Here is a 17,652-nt window from a genome sequence, read left to right on the forward strand (position 1 = left end):
TTCACCCCAAGCGCCTGAGGTCTGCGTACTTCAAGGAAAGCCTCTTCAAACCAACCCCTTCAAATTGCACCGTCACCTCGTCCCCCATGGCCGCCACCACCGTACCTTGGCCAAAGCGGGGGTGGACCACCCGTTCCCCACCCTTGAAGGCCCCGGGCTTGGGCCGGTGGGCTGGAGGAGCCTTGGTGGGCGTCCGGTAGGGATCGTACTCCTGGTAGAGCCCCTCTTCCACCTCCTCCAGGAAACGGCTTGGCCGGGTGGCTTCGGTGCGCCCGTAAACCTCCCTTTCCTCCGCATAGGAGAGGCAAAGCCTTTCCTGGGCCCGGGTCACCCCCACGTAGAAGAGGCGGCGCTCCTCCTCGAGGCCCTCCAGGGTGCTCAGGGAGGAGCGGTGGGGCAAAAGCCCTTCCTCCACCCCCACCACGAAGACCACGGGAAACTCCAGCCCCTTGGCGTTGTGCAGGGTCATGAGGGCCACCTTGCCCGCGGGCTCCCCCGGCTCCTCCGCCCGGGCGGTAAGGGCCACCTTGTCCAGGAACTCCATGAGCCCCTCCGCCTCCTTGGCGGCCCTCAGGAGCTCCTCCACGTTCTCCAGGCGGTCCTCGTAGTCCTCGGGGTAGGCCTCCTTCAGGTAGGCGGGGTAGTCGGTGGCCTCGAGGAGGTGGCGGAAAAATCCCTCCGCCGGCCCAAAGGCCAGTTCCTGGAGCTCCTCCATCAGGGCCAGGAAGTGGCGCAAGGGAGCAGGGCGGGGCAGAACCTCTGCCGCCACCCTGAGGGCCTCGAAGAGGGGAAGCCCCTTCTCCCTGGCGAGGGCCTCCACCTTCTCCACCGTAGCGGGGCCGATGCCCCGGGGAGGGGTGTTCAGCACCCGCTTCAGGCTCACCCCATCCAGGGGGTTCAGGCTCAGGCGGGCGTAGGCCAGAAGGTCCTTCACCTCCGCCCGTTCAAAGAACCCCACCCCCCCCACCACCCGGGCTGGAACCCCCCGGGAGGCCAGGGCCTGCTCCAGGAGGCGGCTTTGGGCGTTGGTGCGGTAGAGGACCGCCACCCGGTCGAAGGGAGGCCCCAGCCGCAGGATCTCTTCGGCCACGAAGCGGGCCTCGTCCCGGGCATCCCGGGCCCGGTAGAGGCGCACAGGCTCCCCCCCGGGCTTCACGGGCCTCAAGGTCTTCTCCAGGCGCAGGGCATTATTTACGATGAGGGCGTTGGCGAAACGCAGGATGGCCTCGGTGGAGCGGTAGTTCTCCTCGAGGCGGTACACTTTGGCCCCGGGGAAGTCCCGGGTGAACTCCAGGATGTTCTTGATGTCGGCGGCGCGGAAGGAGTAGATGCCCTGGTCCGGGTCCCCCACGGCCATGAGGTTGGCCTCCTCCCCCGCCAGGAGCCGGGTGAAACGGTACTGCACGGGATTGGTGTCCTGGTACTCGTCCACGTGGATGAAGCGGGCCCGCCTCCTGACCCGCTTCAAGACCTCAGGGTCCTCCTCCAGGAGGCGCAGGGCATAAAGGAGGATGTCCCCAAAGTCCAAGGCCCCCTGGGCCCTAAGGGCTTCCTCGTAGCGCTTCACCACGTCCAAAAGCTTGCCCCGGCTTAACCCGGCGTAGTACTCGGGAAGCTCAGGAAGGAGGGACTCAGGGGCTTCCCCCCGGTTCTTGGCCCGGTCCAAAAGGCCCTTGATGGGCCCGGGGCGTGCGGAAAGCCCAAGCTCCTTCAGCACCTCCCTGATAAGGGCGGCCTGGTCGTCCTCGTCGTAAACCACAAAGCCTGGCCTAAGCCCCACCCTTTCCCCGTAAACCCTAAGGATGCGCAAGGCGGCGGAGTGGAAGGTGGCAACCCAAAGCTCCCCTGCCCCCTTCACCATGCGCTTAAGGCGCTCCCGCATCTCGAGGGCGGCCTTGTTGGTGAAGGTGACCGCCAGGATCTCCGAGGGGAAGACGCCCCTCTTGGCGATGAGGTAGGCCACCCGGTGGACCACGGTGCGGGTCTTGCCGCTTCCCGCCCCCGCCACCACCAGGGCCGGTCCCTCAAAGTGCAAGACCGCCTGGCGCTGGGCTTCGTTCAGGGAGGAAAGAAGGGCTTCCGCAAGGGACTCGCCACGTAACGCAGCTTCCCCATCCGCAAAAAGCCCCCTTGAAGCCTCAAGCTGTTCCCTACGGGAAGCCTCCACGGGCCGAGTCTACCACGGGGTAGACTCTAAGGCATGGAGCTCTACCCCACGCAGGATGGCTTTTTGGGAGAGATCGCCAAGGACTTCACCTTCGCCCAGGTGGCCCGGCTGGCCGCCGGGTTTGGGGAAAGGGTTAGGGCGGAAGGGATAACCCGGGTAGTGGTGGCCCACGATACCCGCTTCCTGGCCAAGGAAATGGCGGAGGAAGCGGCGGGGATCCTGGGGGGAATGGGCCTGGAAACCTTCCTCCTGAAAGGCCCTTCCCCTTTGCCCCTTTTCGGCTTTGCCCTAAAGGAACTGGAAGCGGCCGGGTTTTACCTCACCGCCAGCCGCAAGCCCGCCCGCTTCCAGGGGGTGAAGCTCCGCCTGGGCCCCGGGAAACCCCTTTCCCCGGAAGGGATGGCCCTTCCCCAGGAGGCCCCGCAGAAGCGGGGAAGCTTCCAGGTCCTGGACCGGAAGAAGGCCTACCTGGAGCACCTGGCCCAAAACGCCGGCCAGGGAGCCCAGGGAAAAAAGGGGATGGTTTACCTGGACACCCTGGGAGGAGCAGGGGGAGGGGTGCTGCCCGGGGTCTTCAAGCTCCTGGGCCTCGAGGCGGAACTTAGGGAACTCCACCCCCTTCCCCACCCCCTCTTCTACGGGGTGGACCCCGACCCCAAGCCGGAAAACCTCCCCACCCTCCTCGTCCTCATGAAGGCGGTGGAACCCCCGGCGGTGGGCTTTGCCCTGGATGGGGATGCGGACCGCCTTACCGTGGTCCTGCCCGGCGGGGAGCTGGTTTCCCAGGAGGAAGCCCTGGAAAAACTTAGACAAGCCCTGGGAGGAAGGGAGGTCCGGGCGGATGGCGAGGGAGGCTACCTCTTCTCCTGGCACCTCCCGGAAAAGGATCCTTTCCTGGCCGCCCTTCTCCTCCTGCAGGTCCTCCTATGAAGGAGCTTCTTCCCGGTCTTTACCTCCTTCCCGTGCCCATCCCCTACCCCTTGAAGACGGTAAACCTCTACCTTTTTAGGGGCAACGGGGAGGTGGCCCTCCTGGACACCGCCTTGGGTACCAAGACCGCCCGGGGAACCCTGGAGCTCAGCCTGGCGGAGCTCGGCCTTTGCTTTACCGACATCAAGACCATCCTCCTCACCCACCACCACCCGGACCACTACGGCCTGGCGGGCTTTTTTGAAGGGCTTGGGGCCCGGGTATGGCTGCACGAGGAGGAGGTAGGGCGGGGCCACCTCTTCTGGCTTCAACCCGAAGCCTTTGAGGAGGCCAGCTGGCGGCTTTTCCTGGACCACGGCACCCCGGAGGAAGCCCTTATGGGCATCCGGGAAACCATGGCCAAAACCCGGGAGCGGGCCCATCCTCCCCAAAACCCCACGCCCCTGAAGGACGGGGAGGTGCTGGAGGTGGCCGGCAAGAAGCTCCGGGTCATCTGGACCCCCGGCCACGCCGATGGGCACGTGGCCTTCTATCTGGAGGAGGAAGGAATCCTCCTGGTAGGGGACGCCCTCTTGGAACGGGTATCCCCCAACGTGGGCCTTTGGGCCTACACCCGGGAGAACCCCCTAAAGGACTTTCTGGCGTCCTTAGAGCGCCTTATGGAGCTTCCAGCCAAGGTGGCGTATGCGGGGCATTTCGGCCCCATCCTCGAGGTGAAGAAGCGGGCCCAAGAGCTCATCGCCCACCACCAGGAGCGCCTGGAGGCCCTGCTCGGCTTTCTTCAAGCCCCCATGACCGCCTGGGAGCTTTCCCTAAGGCTTTTCCCCCAGGAGCTGGACGCTCCCGGCAGGCGCTTCGCCTTTGCGGAAACCCTGGCCCACCTGGAGTACCTGCGCCTCGAGGGGCACGTAAAGCGGGAAGGCCCCCCCTACCGGTACTTCCGGGCTTAGAGCCCTTGCCCTAAGCCGCAGGTGGAGGTAAACTTTGACCCAGTTCAAGGAGGTGCCATGCATCCCTGGTACACTCACTACGATCCCGGGGTCCCCAAGGAGGCCCCCAGGCCCTGGCTGCTCACCGACCTTCTAAGGGAAAACGCCCGCCGCTATCCCCACAAGGAGGCCCTGGAATTCCTGGGGCGAAGTCTTAGCTACCGAAACCTGTGGCAGCAGGTGGAGGCCTTCGCCAAAGGCCTTCAGGAGGCCGGCCTGAAACCCGGGGACCGGGTGGCCATCATGCTCCCTAACTCCCCCCAGTTCGTCATCGCCTTCTACGGCACCCTTTTGGCGGGGGGCGTGGCGGTGAACACCAACCCCATGTACACCCCCCGGGAACTCGGGCACCAGCTCAGGGACTCGGGGGCCAGGGTCCTGGTCATCCTGGACCTTCTTCTTCCCCGCTACCAGGAGGTGAAGGCAGAGGCCCCGGTGGAGGTCCTGGTGCGCACAGGCATTCAGGACTACCTGCCCTTCCCCAAGAATCTCCTCTACCCCTTGATGCTCAAGCGGAAAGGCCAAGCCCCGAGGAGCCTCGAGGGCACCCCCTGGCGTGCCTTCCTCAAGCCGGGTAATCCCCAGCCCGTCCCTTTAGACCTGGACGACCTCGCCCTTTTGCAGTACACGGGAGGGACCACGGGTGTGGCCAAGGGGGCCATGCTCACCCACCGGAATCTCTCCAGCAACGCCCTCCAGGTCCGCTCCTGGATCCCCGATTTCCAGGAGGGAGAGGAGGTGGTGCTGGGGGCCATCCCCTTCTTCCACGTCTACGGCATGACCGTGGCCATGAACCTGGCCCTCTTGGGAGCGGCCAAGCTGGTTCTTCTGCCCCGGCCGGAGATCAAGCCCATCGTGGAGGCCATAGAGAAGCACCGGGTGACCCTTTTCCCCGGGGTGCCCACCCTCTACGTGGCCTTCAACAACTTCCCGGGAATCGAGAAACGGAACCTAAGGAGCATACGGGCCTGCATCTCGGGCTCCGCTCCCTTGCCCCTGGAGGTGGCCGATCGCTTTGAACAGCTCACGGGGGCCAAGCTGGTGGAGGGCTACGGCCTCACCGAGGCAAGCCCCGTGACCCACTGCAACCCCCTCCATGGCGTCCGCAAGCTGGGGAGCGTGGGTCTACCCTTCCCCGGGGTAGAGGCCAAGGTGGTGGACGAGGAGGGTCAGGAAGTCCCCATCGGAGAGGTGGGCGAACTCGTCGTCAAAGGCCCCAACATCATGAAGGGCTACTGGAACCGCCCCGAGGAAACCCAAAAGGCCCTCCAGGACGGCTGGCTCTTCACCGGGGATATGGCCCGAATGGACCAGGATGGCTACTTCTACATCGTGGACCGCAAAAAGGACATGATCATCGCCGGCGGCTACAACATTTACCCCCGCGAGGTGGAAGAGATCCTCTACCAGCACGAAGCCGTCCAGGAAGCCGCCGTGGTGGGCGTACCCGACCCCTACCGCGGGGAAACCGTGGCCGCCTTCATCGTCCTCAAGGAAGCCTACAGGGGCAAGGTCACGGAAAAGGACATCGAAACCTTCTGCCGGCAAAACCTCGCCGCCTACAAGGTTCCCCGCATCATCGAGTTCCGGGACAGCCTGCCCAAAACCAGCGTGGGGAAAATCCTCAAGCGCGAGCTGACCAAGGAGATGGCGGCCAAACGCTAGCCCCAGGGCTGACCGGGTCGGAAGCCTCAGTCCAGCACGAAGCGGTCCTCGCTCTCGTGAAGGCGCACCCGGTGGACGATGCGCTGGTCCTGGCCCCCGTTCCCCTCGGTCATGGCCACCACGCTCACGTAGGGCCTTAAGGGGCTACGGAGCACCTTCTTGGTGAGGGTTTCCTCCACCTGGAAGATGCCAGCGGAGTTGTTCATGGTCACCTGGATCTCCACGGGCACCTTCTCCCCTTTGAGGATACGCACCTCGTCCACCGCCAGGGCGCTGATGGAGTGGATGTCGATGCTCCCCAAGGCGAAGGCCTTCCGCCCCCGGCCCTTGGTGATGTCGGTGCCGTCGGCCACGGCGGTGACCCCTGCCTCAATGGTTAAGGGCTCAGGGGAGAGGTCATGGCTATAGATGCCGTGAAGGATGAGGGCCCTCAGGGCCGTGCGTTGCTCGGGGTCGGGGTAGATCTTCTCCAGGATCCGGTTCAGGATGGGCAGGGACAGGGTGACACCAAAGGCCTCGTGATGGTCCCGGTGCACCTGGTTGCCCAGGTCGTGGAGCATGGTGGCAAGGAGGACCACCACGTAGGCATCCTCCAGCTCCCCGGCCCCCGACTCCACCGTGTCCAGGCGCACCCCTGCCTCGGCCAGCAACGAAAGGATGGCCACGCTGGCCGCCCCCGTGAGGAGGGCGTGGACCCGGCCGTGGTCGTTGTAGCCCAGCTTGCGCATGGTGATGTAGTTGGCCATGTTCCACCCAGCCCTGGCCTCGGGGTCTTGGATGAGGAGCTCGTAGGCCTTAAGGGCCTTGGGAAAGGCCTTTAAGCGCTCGCGGATGGACTGGTCGGCCTCGGCGTATAGCCTGGCCTTGGGGCTGGCTACGTGGACGATGCGCTCTTCCGTCATGGGCAACTCCACATTACACCACACTGCGAATGGCCATACCTACCCAACACCCTCATGCGCCCAAAAGAAGCCAGAGGGTGAAGCCAAAGCCCCTCCCCAAGGGAAAGGGCTTACCCTTACTCTCCCTTGAAGTTGGGCGCCCGCTTTTCCAGGAAGGCCCGCACCCCCTCCTTCATGTCCTCGGTGGCGGAGGCATAGCCGAAAAGGTCGGCCTCGATCTCCAGGGCCTCCGCCAGGTCCAGCCCCTCGCCCCGCACCACGCTTTCCTTGGCCAGGGCCAGGGCAATGGGCGCATTTTTCATGATCTTCTGGGCCAGCTTCTTGGCCTCCTCCAGGGCATCCTCCCCCACCCGGTTCACCAGACCCAGGCTTAAGGCCTCTTCGGCGGACACATGCCGCCCGGTGAAGATGAGGTCCAAGGCCCGACCCCGCCCGATGAGGCGGGGAAGCCTTTGGGTGCCGCCAAAGCCCGGGATCAAGCCCAGCCCCACCTCGGGCAGGCCCAGCTTGGCCTCCCTGGAGGCCACCCTCAGGTCGCAGGCCAGGGCCAGCTCCAGCCCTCCCCCCAGGGCATACCCGTTGATGGCGGCTATGGTGGGAAGGGGCAAGGCGGCGATCTCGGCGAAGACCTGCTGCCCCAAAAGGGCGTACTCCCGGGCCATGAAGGGATCCTTCAGGGCGGCGATCTCCTTGAGGTCCGCCCCAGCGGCGAAGGCCTTCCCCTCCCCGGTGAAGATGGCCACCCGAACCTCGGGATCCTGATGGATGACCTCGGCCACCTCGGCAAGCTCCCTGAGGAGGTCCTGGGAAAGGGCGTTTAAGGCCTCAGGACGCCTTAAGGTAACCAGGGCGATGCCCTCCTCCACCTCGTAGGAGAGGTGCTCAAACTCGGGGATCTCCAGGATGAACTCGTGCTCGTGTTCGTGCTCGTGGGCCATGCTACACCTCCAAAAGGGCCTCGAGGGCCACCTCCACCATACGCCTTACGCCTTCTTGCAAGACCTCAGGGGGAGCCAGCTCCGGGTCACCGATGCGGTTGGAAACCGTGAGGATGGCCCCCGCCCGCGCTTTGCGCATCTTACCCAGGAGGAAGAGGGCGCTGGCCTCCATCTCAAAGGCCAGCAGGCCAAACTGGGCCCAGGCCTTCGCTCCCTCGGGGGTGGTGGCGTAGAAGGCATCCTCGGTGGCCACCAGGCCCACATGGTGGGGGTAGCCTCTTTGCTCCGCCTGCTTCCAGAGGGCACGGAAGAGCTCGGCGTCGGGCACGGGAGCATAGGGACGGCCTTCCAGATACTGCCGGGTGGCCCCGTCCAGGGGCACCGCCCCCTGGGCGATCACCAGGTCCCCGGGGGAGAGGCCCTCGTCCACCGCCCCACAGGTGCCCACCCGGAGAAGCACCCTGGCCCCCAAGCTCACCAGCTCCTCCGCCACGATGCTGGCCGAAGGGGCCCCCATGCCCGTGGTCTGCACGGAAACCGGCACCCCCCGGTACCGGCCGGTGAAGCCCAGAAGGCCCCGGTGGGAAGTGTAAAGCCGGGGTTCCTCTAGAAAGGTTTGGGCAATCCACTCCGCCCGGCCCGGATCCCCGGGCAGGAGCACCCTTTCTGCCACATCTCCCCTGTTTCCCCGCACGTGGATGGGGCTCATACCGCCCCATTTTAAAGCCGTAAGGTGGGAAGCCCTTCCACCAAGGCCTCGTCGTGAGTGGAGAAAAGAAGGGCCGCCCCCACCTCCCTGGCCAACTCCCGCATGAGCCTGAGCACCTCCTTGGCCTGGGTGCGGTCCAGGCTAGCCGTGGGCTCATCGGCCAAAAGAAGCCTGGGGCGAAGGTACAGGGCCCGGGCCACCGCCACCCGCTGCCGCTCCCCACCCGAAAGCCTCTGGGGCAGGAAGTCCGCCCTTTCCCCAAGGCCCAGCCGGGCAAGGAGCCCAAGGGCAAGGGCCCGGTCCACCCGGCCTGCCAGGTAGCCGGGGGCCAGGACGTTTTCCAAGGCGGTGAGTTCGGGGAAAAGAAAGTGGTGCTGGAACACAAGACCCATAAAGCGAAGCCGCCTCCTGGCCAAAACCCCCTCGGGCAGGCCCCGGATGGGGGTTCCCTCCCAGTACACCTCGCCCTCCTGCAAGGAAAGAAGGCCCGCCAGGAGGTGGAGGAGGGTGGTCTTACCGCTTCCCGAGGGCCCCAGGATGGTCAGGGCCTCCCCGGGGCAGAGCCTTAAGGAAACCCCCCGGAAAAGATAGCCGTTCCCGTAGGAGAATCCCAGGTCTATGGCCTCCAAGACCGGGTTCACCCTCTCATCCTCTAGGCAAAAGATGAAGCCTCGGTTAGAGTAAGGCCGATGCCGGCATCCCCTCTCTTCCAGGATATGGGCCCGGACGAAACCCGTCTGGCCCGCTCCTACTTCCATCCCCTGACCTACCCCAAGGGCAAAGCCATCTTCCACCAGGGGGATCTGGGCCAGGTCCTTTACCTGGTGGAGGAGGGCCGGGTGCGCCTCTACCGCACCCACCTGGGGGGCCAGGAGAAGATCCTGGGGTTCCTGGGGCCCGGGGAGGTCTTCGGGGAGATGAGCCTTCTGGACGGCGGCGAACGTAGCGCCAGCGCCCTGGCGGAGGAGGAAACCCTGCTTCTCGCCCTCTACCGGGAAGCCTACCTCGGGCTCATCCGCCGCCTGCCCCTCTTCGCCCACAACCTGGCCCGCATCCTGGCCCACCGCCTGCGGGAACTCAACCTGGAGCTGGATCTTCTGGCTTTTGAGGAGGCAAGAAGCCGCGTGGCCTACGCCCTTTTAAAGCTTCTTCGCCAAGGGCACGGGCCCCACTTCCAGCTCCGCCACCAGGACCTGGCGGCCCTGGCCGGGGTGAGCCGGGAAACCACCACCCGGGTCCTCCACGAGCTCAAAGACCAAGGCGTCCTCCGCCTTTTTTCAGGGGTGGTGGAGGTGGTGGACCCCGGGCTTTTGGAGGAGGTGGCCTTTGGCCTGGTTTGAAGAAACCGAGTCGGAGGGCCTTCCATGCGCTTGAAGGTGGATGTCCTCCCTGCGGAGGAGCTGGTCTACCCCGATGTGGTGTTGGTGGTGGACGTGATCCGCTCCACCACCACGGCCGTCGCCTTCCTGGAGGCGGGGGCAGAGGCCCTGTACTGGGTCCCAAGCCTCGAGGCCGCCCGGGCCTTCAAGGATGCCGACGTCCTCCTGGCGGGGGAGGTGGGGGGGTTAAAGCCCCCGGGGTTTGACCTGGGGAACTCCCCCCGGGAGGCCCTCGAGGCCCCCGTGGGCGGCAAGACCGTGGTGATGAGCACCACCAACGGCACCAAGGCCGCCCACGTGGCCGCCAGGACCGCCAAGCACGTGCTCCTGGCCTCCCTCTTCAACGCCCACGCCGCAGCCCGCCTGGCCCGGGAGCTGGCCACGGAGGAGGTGGCCATTCTGGCCGCCGGCAAGGAGGGGCGGGTGGGCCTGGACGACCTCTACACCGCCGGGGTCCTGGCGGAGTACTTGGGCCTCCTGGGGGAGGTGGAGCCCGAGGATGGGGCCAGGATCGCTTTGGCGGTGAAGCGGAACTACCAGGACCCCCTGGAGGCCCTCTCCCTCTCCGCCGCCGCCACCGCCCTGAAGGGGGTGGGCCTCGAGGCCGATGTGCCCTTCTGTGCCCAGGTGGCCAAAAGCGCCGTGGTCCCCATCCTCACGGGCCGGGTGGGGGAGGCCCTCATCTTCAAAACAGCTCCCCCAGGGCTCACCAAGCGGGCCATCCCCGGAACAGGGGCAGGCTAAGGCCAGCCTCCCTTCCCGCCTAGCCCCCTTGGGCCAAAAGCTCGTAGAAGCGCCTCAGGGTAGCGATGCCCTTCTCCAGGTTAATCAGGTCAAACTTCTCGTTGGGAGCGTGGAGGTTGTCGTCGGGAAGCCCCAGACCCAGAAGGACCACGGGCGCACGAAGGGCATCCTGGAGCTCCGCCACCACCGGGATGGTCCCTCCCTCACGGGTGTACACGGGGGGCCTGCCCCAGACCTCCTCCAGGGCCTTGGCCATGAGGCGCATGGGAGGGCTGAAGGGATCGGTAAGGACCGGCCTGCCTCCGTGGAGGCGGAGGATCTCCATGGTGTAGCCGGGTGGGCAGATCTCCCGCAGGTAGGCCTCCACCTGGCTGGCCACCTCCTCGGGGTCCTGGTCCGGCACCAGGCGCAAGGAAACCTTGAAGCCCGCCTCGGCGGGGATCACCGTCTTGGAGCCCTCCCCCTGGTACCCTCCCCAGATGCCGTTCGGGTCCAGGGTGGGCCGGGTCCAAAGCCTCTCCAGGGGGCTATAGCCCTCCTCCCCGGGCAGCACCTCCACCCCGAGCTCCCGCCTCAAGGCCTCCTCATCCAAGGGGGGCCAGAGCCTTTTCTCCTCCTCCGAAACCGGCCGCACCCGGTCGTAAAGGCCGGGAACCAGGATCCTCCCGGTTTTCTCGTCCTTTAGCTTGGAGAGGATCCACCCCATGGCCTGGATGGGGTTCGGAGCCACGCCACCGAAGCTTCCGGAGTGGAGGTCCCGCCGGGCCCCCTTCAGGCGCACCTCCAAATAGGCCAGGCCCCTTAGGCCATAGGTGAGGGTGGGGGTGAGGGGGGCGAACATGGCTCCATCGGAGATGAGGACCACGTCGGCCCTAAGCTTCTCCCGGTGCTCCCGCACGAAGGGCAGAAGGCTCGGGCTTCCGATCTCCTCTTCTCCCTCCACCAGGAACTTCACGTTCACCCGGGCGGGCAGGTCCTCGAGGGCCGCCACATGCGCCCAAAGCTGCCCCTTGTCGTCGGAGGCTCCCCGGGCGTAGACCCTTCCCTCCCGCACCGTGGGCACGAAGGGGGGGCTTTCCCAAAGCTCCAAGGGATCCGGGGGCTGGACGTCGTAGTGCCCGTAGACCAGGACCGTGGGGGCCTTGGGATCTAGGAGGCGCTCCGCGTAGAGGATGGGGTGTAGCGGGGTCTCGTGAAGCTCCGTGCGGAAACCCCGCTCCCTGAGCCTCTTCGCAAGCCAGAGGGCCGCCTTGCGAACGTCTTCCTTGTGGGCCGGGTCGGTGGATACGGAGGGGATGGACAAGAACTCCAAAAGGGGCTCTAGCGCACTCACGCCCCCATGCTACTCCCTTCGGGAAGGGTCTTGCCCTCTTCCAAGAGAAGGAGCTTCAGCCGGGCCACCTCGGCCTCAAAGCGGGCCTGCAGGGCCTCCAGCTCCGAGCGAAGCCGCATGATCTCCTCCACCCCCGCCAGGTTCACCCCAAGCTCCTGCGTCAGGCGGCGGATCTCCCTAAGCTTCTCAATGTCCCGCTCCGAGTAAAGCCGGGTCTTCCCACCCGACCGCTTCGGCTTGATCAAACCCTTCCGCTCGTAAAGCCTCAGGGTCTGCGGGTGCATCTCCAACAGCTCCGCCGCCACCGAGATCACGTACACGGGACGGTCCTTGGGGGAGGGCTTGGCGGTTTCCCCGGGGGGAGGAAGGGCCGGGCGTTCCAGCTCCGCAAAGCGGGCCCCGATCTCCTCCTTAAGCCGGGCCACCTCGGCCTCAAAGCGGGCCTGCAGGGCCTCCAGCTCCGAGCGAAGCCGCATGATCTCCTCCACCCCCGCCAGGTTCACCCCAAGCTCCTGCGTCAGGCGGCGGATCTCCCTAAGCTTCTCAATGTCCCGCTCCGAGTAAAGCCGGGTCTTCCCACCCGACCGCTTCGGCTTGATCAAACCCTTCCGCTCGTAAAGCCTCAGGGTCTGCGGGTGCATCTCCAACAGCTCCGCCGCCACCGAGATCACGTACACGGGACGGTCCTTGTCCATGGCCTTTAGCTCCTCCCGCTAAAGCCTCCTAACCTTTTCCATTATAAAGGAGGCACAAAACCCAGGCGCAAGGAAGCTCTCCTGGCCGCCCCCACTACCCGGGGAGCCAGAAGGCGAGCCTCCTCCAGGGAGAGGCGGCTGGCGGGGGCGGAGAGGGACAGGGCGGCCACCACCTCCCCCCCGGGGCCGAAGACGGGAGCGGCCACACAGCGCACCCCCAGTTCCCTCTCCTCGTTGTCCAGGGCGTAGCCCTTCCGACGCACGGTTTCCAGCTCCCGCTTCAGGTCCTCGAGGCGGGTGAGGGTGTAAGGAGTGTACGGGGTGAGGGAAAGCCCCTCGGGGATGCCCCGGAAGGCGAGAAGCACCTTCCCCACCCCCGTGGCGTGCAGGGGAGCCCGGCTTCCGGGAGCGGTGAAGAGCCGGACCAATCTGGCCCCCTCCGCCTGGTCCAGGTAAAGGGCCTCCCTTCCCGCCAGCACCGCCAGGTTCACGCTCTCCCCCGTTTCCGCCGCCAGGGCCTCCATCTCCGGATGCGCCGCAAGAAGCAGGTTCTGCCTGGGATAAACCTGGCCCACGGCAAAGGCCTTGGGCCCCACCCGGTAAACGCCCCTTTCCTCCTCCACGAAGCCATGGCGGACCAGGGTCTGGAGGAGACGGTAAAGGGTGCTCTTGGTAAGCCCCGTCCGCTCTGCCAGGGGGGAAAGCCCGGCCTCCTTAAGCTCCGCCAGGGCCTGAAGCACGCTCAGGCCCCGCTCCAAGGTCTTCACCTCCTCGGCTCCTTTCCTCCTGGGTCGTGGCATGGGCCTCAGGCTAGCACCCGCTGGGTTGTTTTTCAAGTAACAAAAAACCATTTTGTTTCTTGACAAATCCCCAGCCCTTCCCTTAGGCTCAAACCACCATGAAGGGCGTGGAAATCCTCAAAGACCATCCCCTCTTAGGAGAGGTGCTCACGGAAGAGGCCCTGGGGTTCGTGGTGGCCCTGCACCGGGAGTTCAACCCCGTGCGCAAGGCGCTTCTGGAGCGCAGGAAAACCCTCTGGGAAAGGTACAAGGCCGGGGAAAAACCGGACTTTCCCGAGGAAACCGCCTTCGTGCGGGGCGGGTCCTGGCAGGTGGCGGAGGCTCCACCCGACCTTTTGGACCGCCGGGTGGAGATCACCGGCCCTGTGGACCGCAAGATGATCATCAACGCCCTGAACTCCGGGGCCAAGGTCTTCATGGCGGATTTTGAAGACGCCCTCTCTCCCACCTGGGACAACGTCATCCAAGGGCAAAAGAACCTCTATGACGCCGTGCGCCGCCAGATTGACTTTGTAAGCCCCGAGGGCAAGGAGTACAAGCTCAAGGAGAAGGTGGCCACCCTGGTGGTCCGGCCTCGAGGCTGGCACCTGGTGGAAAAGCACGTGCGGGTGGACGGGGAGCCCATTTCCGCAAGCCTCTTTGACTTTGGCCTTTACTTCTTCCACAACGCCCACGAGCTCCTAAGGCGGGGAAGCGGCCCCTACTTCTACCTGCCCAAGATGGAAAGCCACCTGGAGGCCCGGCTTTGGAACCAGGTCTTCAACTTCGCCCAGGACTACCTGGGCATCCCCCGGGGCACCATCCGGGCCACGGTGCTCATCGAAACCATCCTGGCGGCCTTGGAGATGGAGGAGATCCTCTACGAGCTTAAGGAGCACGCCGCTGGCCTCAACGCCGGCCGCTGGGACTACATCTTCAGCTGCATCAAGAAGTTCGCCACCACCGCCCCCATCTTCCCCGACCGGGCCCAGGTCACCATGACCGTGCCCTTCATGAAGGCCTACACCGAGCTTCTGGTGAAGTCCTGCCATATTCACGGGGCCCACGCCATCGGGGGCATGGCCGCCTTCATCCCCAGCCGCAAGGACCCCGAGGTGAACGAAAGGGCCTTCCAGCAGGTGCGGGCTGACAAGGAGCGGGAAGCCTCCCAGGGATTTGACGGCACCTGGGTGGCCCACCCCGACCTGGTACCGGTGGCCATGGAGGTCTTTGACCGCTACCTGGGCGACAAGCCCCACCAGAAGCACGTGAAGCGGGAAGACGTCCAGGTAAAGGCGGAGGACCTCCTGAACTTTGAGGTCCCGGGAGGCAAGGTGACGGAAGCAGGCCTTCGCAACAACATCTCCGTGGCCCTCCAGTACCTGAACCAGTGGCTTCTCGGCAACGGGGCCGCCGCCATCTTCAACCTCATGGAGGATGCCGCCACCGCCGAGATCAGCAGGGCGCAGCTCTGGCAATGGGTGCACCGGCAGGCCACCTTGGAGGACGGCCGCCCGGTCACCCCTGAGCTTTACCAAAAGATCAAGGAAGAGGAGCTCGCCAAGCTGGGAGGACGGGAGGTTGGCCGCTACAAGGAGGCCGAGGAGATCCTGGACAAGCTGGTCCTCTCGGAGGATTTCATCGAGTTCCTGACCCTGGTGGCCTACGATTACCTGGACTAAGACCACACAGGTCCGGGCTAGGAAGGGGTGGGGCAGGCCACCCACCCCTTCCGGTAAAGTGGGATAGGAGGTGGCAATGGGGTTCCTGGAAGAGCTTAGGGCCCTCTTTCCCCCGGGGAGGCTGCTGACCAAGGAGGCAGAGCTTGCCCCTTACGAGTCCGACGCCCTCACCGCCTACCGCAAGCGTCCCCTGGCTGTGGTGCTTCCCGAGCGGAAGGAGGAGGTGGTGGAAGCGGTGCGCCTCTGCCGCCGGTACGGGGTGCCCTTCCTGGCCCGGGGAAGCGGCACCAGCCTCTCGGGAGGTTCCTTGCCCGTGGAGGGGGGCCTGGTCATCGCCCTCAACCGCATGAACCGCATCCTACGCCTGGACCCCAAGGCCCGGATCGCGGTGGTGGAACCCGGGGTGGTGAACCTGGAGGTTTCCCGGCAGGCAGCTCCTTTTGGCCTCTATTACGCCCCCGATCCCTCCAGCCAGCCCATCTCCACCATTGGCGGGAACGTGGCCTTCAACTCCGGCGGCGCCCACTGCCTGAAGTACGGGATGACGGCGGGCCACGTGCTGGCCCTCGAGGTGGTCACCCCTGAAGGGGAGGTGGTGCGCCTGGGCGGGGAAGGCCTGGAGAGCGTAGGTCCCGACCTCCACGGCTTTTTCGTGGGCACCGAGGGGCTTTTGGGAGTAGCCCTGGAGATCACCCTGAGGCTTCTTCCCAAGCCCGAGGCCTACCACACCCTGCTGGCCGCCTACAGGAGCCTCGAGGCCGCCGGCAACGCCGTGAGCCAGGTGATCCGAAGCGGGCTCCTCCCCGGGGCCATGGAGATCATGGACCGCTTGAGCATAGAGGCCGCCGAGGCAGCGGTGAAGGCCGGCTATCCCCGGGTGGAGGCCCTCCTCATCGTGGAGCTGGAAGGCCCCAAGGAGGAGGTGGAGGAGGAAGCCAAACTCCTGGCCCAGGTGATTAAAGAAAGCGGGGCCTTGGAGGTGCGCGTCGCCCAAAGCGAGGCGGAACGCCAGGCCATCTGGAAGGGGCGCAAGGCTGCCTTCAGCGCCGTGGGAAGGCTTTCCCCTGATTACATCGTCCAGGATGGGGTAGTGCCCCGAAGCCGCCTGGGGGAAGCCCTGAAGGAGATCGGAAGGCTTTCCCAGGAATACGGCCTTAGGGTGGCCAACGTCTTCCACGCCGGGGACGGAAACCTTCACCCCCTGGTCCTCTACGACGGCAAAAAACCCGGGGAGCTGGAGCGGGCCGAGGAGCTGGCGGGAGAAATCCTCAAGCTTTGCGTGCGCCTGGGAGGGTCCTTGACCGGGGAGCACGGCATCGGGGTGGAGAAGAAGGGCTATATGCCCGAAATGTTCGCCCCGGAAGACCTCCTGGCCATGGAACGGGTCAAGGAGGCCCTGGACCCCCAAGGCCTCGCCAACCGGGGCAAGGTGCTACCCGGCCACGGGCAAGGCCCGCATCTAGGAGAGGTGTATGCCTGAGGTCCGTGCCAACTCTCTGGAAGAAGCACAGGAAGCTGTGCGCACCTATCCCCGCCTGCGCCCCAAGGGGGGTGGGAGCAAGCCAGCCCTCTCCACCCCCAAGGACGGGGAGACCCTCCTGGATCTTTCGGGCCTCAGGGGCATCCTGGAGTATGCCCCAGAGGAGTTTGTCTTCACCGCCTATGCCGGCACACCCCTTAAGGAGATAGAGGAAACCCTACGGGCCCACGGCCAGTACCTGCCCTTCCATCCACCCCTGGTGGAACAGGGGGCCACCCTTGGGGGCACGGTGGCAGCCGGGCTTTCCGGCCCCATGCGGGAACGGTTTGGGGGCCTGAGGGACTTCATCCTGGGCGTGCGCTTCGTGGACGGGGAAGGAAGGGTGGTGCGGGGCGGAGGCAAGGTGGTGAAAAACGCCGCCGGCTTCCCTTTCCACCGCCTCATGGTGGGTTCCCTGGGAGCCTTCGGGGTCATGGTGGAGCTTTCCTTCAAGGTCTTCCCCTCCCCCAGGGCCACCCAAACCCTGCGGCTCACCTATGGGAGCCTAGCGGAGGCCCTTGCCGCCATGGAACGCCTCCGGGTGCTTCCCCTGGATCTTCTGGCCCTGGACCTCATTCCCCCGGCCACCCTGGAGATTCGGCTAGGGGGGTTCCCCGAAAGCCTGGGGAAAAGACTAAAACGACTACAGGAAATCCTGCAAAAGGAAGGCGAGGTGCTGGCGGAGGACGAAACCCACTGGGAAGGGGTGCGGAACCTCCGCTTCCTGGAGGAGGCCCCCATCTGGGTCAAGGTTCCCTCCACCCCCGCCTGGGTGCCCAAGCTGGAAAACCTGCTCCTAGGGCCCAGGCGGTACCTGGCGGGAGGGGAACTCCTCTACGCCGGGATGGAGGCCAAGGGACTGGCATCCCTTAGGCAGGCAGGGATTCCCCACCTGGTCCTAAAGGGCGCCGAGGATGCCCTCTTCCCCCACCCGCCCGAGGCCTTTTTCCGCAAGCTTAAGCTGGCCCTGGACCCCAGGAGCCGTTTTCCCTTAGAGAAAAGAGGGGGCGTGGGGGAGCTATAATCCCCCGGTTTCCAAGATAGCCCTCAAGATACGCTAACGCGTGACACAGGCTGACCAAACCGGGGATACATTGGACTCCCCCACGTCCACCACAGGTGGACACGGATTTGGTACAATGTTCTTGGGGACAAAGTTCCCCGTGGACCTTGAAACTTGGAGTAGGGGGTTCCATCGGGTAGTCCGATGGGTAAAACTCC

Annotated in this window: 16 protein-coding genes; 8 read left to right on the forward strand and 8 right to left on the reverse strand. The window is 65.4% G+C overall.

Features of this window, described 5'->3' with window-relative positions; genetic code table 11:
* Window position 1: 1 nt before the first annotated feature.
* The gene (locus F604_RS0102195; protein ID WP_026328921.1) at window positions 2-2,062 is read right to left on the reverse strand and encodes an ATP-dependent helicase; all 2,061 of its coding nucleotides are present in this window, start codon (window positions 2,060-2,062) and stop codon (window positions 2-4) included.
* A 138-nt stretch (window positions 2,063-2,200) separates the two neighbouring features.
* Between F604_RS0102195 and F604_RS0102200 the strand changes: the two genes are divergently transcribed.
* Genes F604_RS0102200 through F604_RS0102210 form a run of 3 tightly spaced genes read left to right on the forward strand, consistent with a single transcriptional unit; the run spans window position 2,201 to window position 5,751 of the window.
* Window positions 2,201-3,097 carry a phosphohexomutase domain-containing protein gene (locus F604_RS0102200; RefSeq protein WP_019550244.1) on the forward strand — a complete coding sequence of 299 codons (897 nt, stop codon included), beginning with the start codon at window positions 2,201-2,203 and terminating at the stop codon, window positions 3,095-3,097.
* Window positions 3,094-4,047 carry an MBL fold metallo-hydrolase gene (locus tag F604_RS0102205; protein ID WP_019550245.1) on the forward strand — a complete coding sequence of 318 codons (954 nt, stop codon included), beginning with the start codon at window positions 3,094-3,096 and terminating at the stop codon, window positions 4,045-4,047. The genes F604_RS0102200 and F604_RS0102205 overlap by 4 nt, the downstream gene beginning before the upstream one ends.
* A 57-nt stretch (window positions 4,048-4,104) precedes the next feature.
* The gene (locus F604_RS0102210; protein ID WP_019550246.1) at window positions 4,105-5,751 is read left to right on the forward strand and encodes a long-chain-fatty-acid--CoA ligase; all 1,647 of its coding nucleotides are present in this window, start codon (window positions 4,105-4,107) and stop codon (window positions 5,749-5,751) included.
* Between the two features lie 26 nt (window positions 5,752-5,777).
* Here the strand turns inward: F604_RS0102210 and F604_RS0102215 are convergent, their stop codons facing one another.
* The 4 genes from F604_RS0102215 to F604_RS0102230 form a co-directional block, all read right to left on the reverse strand.
* Window positions 5,778-6,653: an HD domain-containing protein gene (locus tag F604_RS0102215; RefSeq protein ID WP_019550247.1), complete on the reverse strand. Its 876-nt coding sequence runs from the start codon at window positions 6,651-6,653 to the stop codon at window positions 5,778-5,780.
* 116 nt (window positions 6,654-6,769) lie between these two features.
* A complete protein-coding gene (locus F604_RS0102220; protein ID WP_019550248.1) occupies window positions 6,770-7,591 on the reverse strand; it encodes an enoyl-CoA hydratase/isomerase family protein in 822 nt (273 codons plus the stop codon).
* 1 nt (window position 7,592) lies between these two features.
* Window positions 7,593-8,300: a phosphorylase family protein gene (locus F604_RS0102225; protein ID WP_019550249.1), complete on the reverse strand. Its 708-nt coding sequence runs from the start codon at window positions 8,298-8,300 to the stop codon at window positions 7,593-7,595.
* Between the two features lie 11 nt (window positions 8,301-8,311).
* The gene (locus F604_RS0102230) at window positions 8,312-8,941 is read right to left on the reverse strand and encodes an ABC transporter ATP-binding protein (RefSeq protein WP_019550250.1); all 630 of its coding nucleotides are present in this window, start codon (window positions 8,939-8,941) and stop codon (window positions 8,312-8,314) included.
* A gap of 48 nt (window positions 8,942-8,989) precedes the next feature.
* On the opposite strand from F604_RS0102230, the gene F604_RS0102235 reads away from it, so the two are divergent.
* Together F604_RS0102235 and F604_RS0102240 are read left to right on the forward strand one after the other, a co-directional pair.
* Window positions 8,990-9,640, forward strand: a complete 651-nt coding sequence (locus F604_RS0102235; protein ID WP_019550251.1) for a Crp/Fnr family transcriptional regulator — start codon at window positions 8,990-8,992, stop codon at window positions 9,638-9,640.
* Between the two features lie 24 nt (window positions 9,641-9,664).
* Window positions 9,665-10,423, forward strand: coding sequence for a 2-phosphosulfolactate phosphatase (locus F604_RS0102240; RefSeq protein ID WP_019550252.1), 759 nt, complete (start codon window positions 9,665-9,667; stop codon window positions 10,421-10,423).
* 19 nt (window positions 10,424-10,442) lie between these two features.
* Here F604_RS0102240 and F604_RS0102245 read toward each other — a convergent pair whose 3' ends face one another.
* From F604_RS0102245 to F604_RS0102255, 3 genes are read right to left on the reverse strand one after another with little or no spacing between them, the layout of a single operon-like run.
* Entirely contained in the window at window positions 10,443-11,756 is a 1,314-nt protein-coding gene (locus F604_RS0102245) for a dipeptidase (RefSeq protein WP_019550253.1), read from the reverse strand.
* Window positions 11,753-12,451, reverse strand: coding sequence for a heat shock protein transcriptional repressor HspR, fused homodimer type (gene hspR / locus F604_RS0102250; protein ID WP_019550254.1), 699 nt, complete (start codon window positions 12,449-12,451; stop codon window positions 11,753-11,755). The genes F604_RS0102245 and hspR overlap by 4 nt, the downstream gene beginning before the upstream one ends.
* Before the next feature lie 41 nt (window positions 12,452-12,492).
* Window positions 12,493-13,251 (reverse strand): IclR family transcriptional regulator, encoded by a 759-nt coding sequence (locus F604_RS0102255; RefSeq protein ID WP_026328922.1) that lies wholly within the window; start codon window positions 13,249-13,251, stop codon window positions 12,493-12,495.
* Between the two features lie 98 nt (window positions 13,252-13,349).
* Here F604_RS0102255 and aceB point away from each other — a divergent pair, with 98 nt between their 5' ends.
* From aceB to F604_RS0102270, 3 genes are all read left to right on the forward strand, one after another.
* On the forward strand, window positions 13,350-14,912 hold the full coding sequence (gene aceB, locus F604_RS0102260) for a malate synthase A (protein ID WP_019550255.1): 1,563 nt from the start codon (window positions 13,350-13,352) through the stop codon (window positions 14,910-14,912).
* A gap of 76 nt (window positions 14,913-14,988) precedes the next feature.
* Window positions 14,989-16,392, forward strand: a complete 1,404-nt coding sequence (locus F604_RS0102265; protein WP_019550256.1) for an FAD-linked oxidase C-terminal domain-containing protein — start codon at window positions 14,989-14,991, stop codon at window positions 16,390-16,392.
* Complete coding sequence (locus tag F604_RS0102270) at window positions 16,385-17,455, forward strand: FAD-binding protein (RefSeq protein ID WP_019550257.1); 1,071 nt, start codon at window positions 16,385-16,387, stop codon at window positions 17,453-17,455. Before F604_RS0102265 ends, F604_RS0102270 begins: the two co-directional genes overlap by 8 nt.
* Window positions 17,456-17,652: the final 197 nt, after the last annotated feature.

Source organism: Thermus scotoductus DSM 8553 (assembly GCF_000381045.1).
GTDB lineage: Bacteria > Deinococcota > Deinococci > Deinococcales > Thermaceae > Thermus > Thermus scotoductus.